Raw genomic sequence first — 4,432 nt, 5'->3', positions numbered from 1 at the left:
TTTAAAAATTCTACTACTTCATTCCTTTTATTTTAGATTACAGCTGGATTGACTGATTAATTCTTAAACTTTGGTGAAATCGCCCTGTCACTATACTCACGGCCTATTCACTTCAATCGAGAGTATTCAAGGATACGGGTGAGCTTGGTTTTGTATCGGTAAATTAGGACAAGATGCTAAAAAACTTATACCCAGTAATCAAAGTCTTATGATTTTATACCCCAATGTTGAACCATACGTGCTGCTACTTCTAACATATCCAAATTTAAATTAGAGGACCAATTTAAAAGAACGGGATTTTGTATTGAGGAATTTAATTGAACTTGAACAAGCTCGGCATCATTACAGTTGTAAAAAGTTTCCATTAATAATTCTTGGAAAGCAATTAACTCCTCATTTGAACATTTCATCACTTGCCTTTTGAACTATAGATTTCAGATTAGCAAAGTCGTCTTGAAACCGACTTACTTCATATGGGCTTGAAAAAGTATTTCCCATGCGTTCGAAAATAATACTCTCCATAGGAAGAAGATAGGGTAAGTTTTTTTCAAGTAAAAGAAATAAATCTTCAGGAATAGCTGCGTCATGACTATCGCAATATATAGTTTTATTTTGATAGCAAATATCTCGAAAACTTCCCCCAGAAATATGCATTTCTTTTAATCTGTGTCGAGGCAAAGTTTCTAATATTTCTTCAAAAGACATATTAAAATTCAACATATGGCAATAAATATTATGTATATCTAAAAGCAAAAACCCATCGACAGCATCCAGTAAAGCAGTAATAAACTTTCCCTGATCAATAACATCTTGTCTACTAAAAGCGAAACCAAGGTTTTCTAATCCAATAGGGATTTGAGCTATTTGTTTGATTTCTTGAAGATTATTGATGCCAACCTCTACAAGTTCTGGAATAAATGGCATGGAAAGAGGGGGCCCCTGAATAAATGTATCCGTGGTGAGAAAACCGAAGTGTTCTGATATGTTCTGATAATGCAGATGGGACATTTCTTTTTGTAGGTATTGCAACCAAATTTCTTGGCGTTTAGTGCGCTTTGCAGTCAATATTGAGAAACTTACCCCATGCCCAAGCAAACAATTATCATCGGAATACTTTTCTAATAAATCATGACAGCGCTGAGGGATTTTTTTCCCCCAACACATGTCAAAACTCCATTCTATGACTTCTACCTGACCCGATTCAAATAACGGCAATGAAGCATCCAGATAATCTTGCTCCGGCATCAAAGAGAGGCCCATTTTAGGAGGCGTCATGGACAACATTAATTATTAGTTGGGTTTAAATGAATTAAACGACATTTGCCCGCAAGCAGGACATCCTTCCAGTTTCTCACCAGCTTCGTTATTCGATTCGTTAGAATGAGAAGGTTGCTTAGATTCGGGTTTAATGGGCTTTTCAGCGGGTTTTAACACTGGAGGGAACGACATTAATCCACATGCTGGACAACCTTGTATTTGATTTTTATCATTTTTATTTCTCATGCTAACTCCATTTTGTCATTGTTACTAATAAGGGAGGGCATATTAGAAAATAAATTAAATATTTACAATACTATCCTTAGTACTTTGATAAGTTATTAATTATAAATGCTTAATTCATTCAGAATATTCATCATTTGACTATTGGTAAACTTTCTGCAAGTTTGTAGAAAGCTCACCAAATTCTCAATAGCAGGCCAATCTAATTTTACCTCTTTGATGCCATCACTGAAGAAGGTGATTCAGGTTTTGACAGTTCAGAAACACTATTCACAAAAAATCGATTAGGATTGTAGGATAAACCTTCTTTTTGCTTTTCAGTGATTTCAAGTTTAGAAAAAAACTCCACCATCAGTCCTCCATGTTTAAACAAATGGGAGCTCATCGTTGGGGTTAATTCAAAAGCCTTAGCGATGGTAAAAATGAGGCTAGAAGAAAAAGAAGAACCATATTTGTGAGACAAGTAGTTTTTAAAATCCTGCTGTTGTTCCACACTGACATTAATACTTTGTAATATTTTCGTATCCTCTTCACTCAATGGCTCCCCCTCAATGCCTTTATCCCAAGCGTCCTTAATGGCAATACAATTATTGGGATGGATTGCTTTTTTGAAATGAGCCACCAGAAACTCATTGAGCTCTGCTTTGATGACTTCGTCTGTAACCAGCTTTAATAAGGGATGGCCAAGAACTGACTGAAAAAGCCTGCGCTTCACTCCTGAATAACAACTGGGGCGATCGCCTTCGAGATCATCGTATTGTTCAAGTTGGCCATTGTTTTTACGTCTACTTTTATCCCAATTATGTGCACGTCCTATATGAGCCAATTCCTCGATAAAATGCTCCAGCCGGGTGGCAAAAGTATAGTCATCAATACAGGGAGTATCCTTATCAAGCGCTGCCAGATACAAAAGACTGATGAGCGCTTGATATTCTTCAAACGTAGACCAACGCTCATTATGGTCATCACTGATGTACACGTAACTTGCATACTCATGCATCCAAGGATTGGGTTTGGAAAGGTAACGCCAGGCGGTATGGGCTTTATTTGTGTAGTATGCTGTTAATGCTTGGGCTCTTTGTTCTGGAGTTAATTGCAGCGCTGCAAAGTCATTCCAAGTTATAGGTAATACTAACTCTTCGTGGTGGCCATTTTTTTTAATCGTGCAGAGAGCAGGATGAGCCTCATAGTGCGCTTGTAATGTAGTACGCAAATCCATCATCACCTGAGAAACTCCGGCTTGATGTAACAGTGGCTGATAACGATCGGTAACTGCTTGTAACTGTGTTTGCTCCCCTTGGGTTAAGGCAGTCATGGAAGACTCGCGGTCTGCTGCTAAAGCGGCTAAATCAAGACGACCTTGCTGCTCCTCACGGTAATAATTGTTTTGTTCTGCAAGAACGCGTACCGCAGGAATGTTGAGCAGTATGCTCGCTGCTTCTTGATTGCCCACTGATAATGCAAGACGTAACAACTCATTGGCTTGGTTTGGTGTCACTTCTGCATGAGCTAAGGCTTTGACCGAAGGTATATTCAGCAAAAAACGTAAATCATCAATTAAGGCCGCATCATTTCTGCGAATCAAGTTGCGTGCTATATAAAATAAGAGCTTTGCCTCTTCAGCAGGTACATCAAAGACTGCATCTAAATTATTTGCTTCTGCTTCTTGTTGCTGCGTACGCAAAGCAGAGAGTTTTCGTACCACAAAGGGCCAAACACACTGTTCCCCATATTCCTGCTGGTGCGCTTCAGCATAAGCAAATACACTAGGAAAACTTAACATATACTGAACTACTGGAAGATGGCCTTTTAATACTGCTAATTGAAAAGCAATGAACGTATTTGTTTTAAGCATCTTAAGCATTTTATCTGGGGCCTTTTCTTGCAAATATTTAAGAACTTCCAGATGGCCATGAGAAGCCGCAAATCGAAACGCACAAAAGGCTCCCGCTTTAATCATGTCTGATAGCTTCTCGGGCATTTTTGACTCCAGGTATCGGAGCACAGCAAGATGACCTTGATTTGCTGCCCATCGAAAAGCATAGTAATTGGTTGCTTCCATCATTTCGTGCAATTTATCGGGTACTTTTGTCTCCAAAAACTGAAGAACATCAAGATGGCCTTGTCCTGCTGCTTCTCGAAAAGCAGCGCATGAGTCATGAGTCATTATGTCTTGCAGTTGACTTTTAGTTACTTTAGGCTCAATCATTCCTATGAGATACTCCAGGGTATTCAAATACCCTAATTTGGCAACTCGCTGTATTCTTAAAGAATAATTTTTAATAACCGAGAAACTGTCTATTTCATTAAATTCTTTTTGAGAATATTGCCTTAACAACTCCAAATGGTTCGTGTTATTGCTTAACATAACGACAAGATTGAGAAGCTCAGAATCGCAAAGCCCTAATATATCTCCTAACTCAATAAGCTGCTGGTTATTTAGGGTAGGATGACTCAGTACTATGGCCATCCATGCCTTGTTTTTTTCTACATCTATTGTGGACGTTAATTGTTTCTTTAACACGACATAGGGCATACTCATCCAAGAAAAAAGGACGTTGGGAAATACGTTGTCATTAAAAATTTCGGACCATACAATCTCTGGAATTAAGCAGGCTTGAGGATGTTGATTTCTTTGAATTTCGTTAAAAAAGCGCATTAAATTAAGTTCTTATCGATTAATAATGCGCGCTATATAACCGGACTGAGTTCAATCAATCCAATTAATTATATTAATATGTCATATTAAATTATTAAATAGTATTTAATTTTCAATAGGTTGAAATATAATTCAACGCAAATTACTGGATTCTGCGGACAAGCCGCAGAACGTAGGCATTCTTTTTAACTCATGTTACGCACACTCAGTTTTAAGCGGTCATATTTTTGAGCTCCTGCCAAGCAATTTGGTTTGCTCTAACAATGAGTTTGT

General features: G+C 38.0%; 4 protein-coding genes. All 4 read right to left on the bottom strand.

Features of this window, described 5'->3' with window-relative positions:
• Positions 1 to 206: 206 nt before the first annotated feature.
• A complete protein-coding gene (locus Lsan_RS09115; protein WP_058514096.1) occupies positions 207 to 410 on the bottom strand; it encodes a hypothetical protein in 204 nt (67 codons plus the stop codon).
• A complete protein-coding gene (locus Lsan_RS09110; protein WP_162265596.1) occupies positions 394 to 1,275 on the bottom strand; it encodes a multinuclear nonheme iron-dependent oxidase in 882 nt (293 codons plus the stop codon). Before Lsan_RS09110 ends, Lsan_RS09115 begins: the two co-directional genes overlap by 17 nt.
• A gap of 15 nt (positions 1,276 to 1,290) precedes the next feature.
• On the bottom strand, positions 1,291 to 1,503 hold the full coding sequence (locus tag Lsan_RS09105; RefSeq protein ID WP_058514094.1) for a hypothetical protein: 213 nt from the start codon (positions 1,501 to 1,503) through the stop codon (positions 1,291 to 1,293).
• A gap of 205 nt (positions 1,504 to 1,708) precedes the next feature.
• The gene (locus tag Lsan_RS09100) at positions 1,709 to 4,159 is read right to left on the bottom strand and encodes an ankyrin repeat domain-containing protein (RefSeq protein ID WP_058514093.1); all 2,451 of its coding nucleotides are present in this window, start codon (positions 4,157 to 4,159) and stop codon (positions 1,709 to 1,711) included.
• Positions 4,160 to 4,432: the final 273 nt, after the last annotated feature.

The sequence above is a fragment of the Legionella santicrucis genome (assembly GCF_001468135.1).
In the GTDB taxonomy this organism is placed as follows: Bacteria; Pseudomonadota; Gammaproteobacteria; order Legionellales; family Legionellaceae; genus Legionella; species Legionella santicrucis.
The sequence above is the reverse complement of the archived record's forward strand: the minus strand, read 5'-3'. Positions and strand labels throughout refer to the sequence as shown.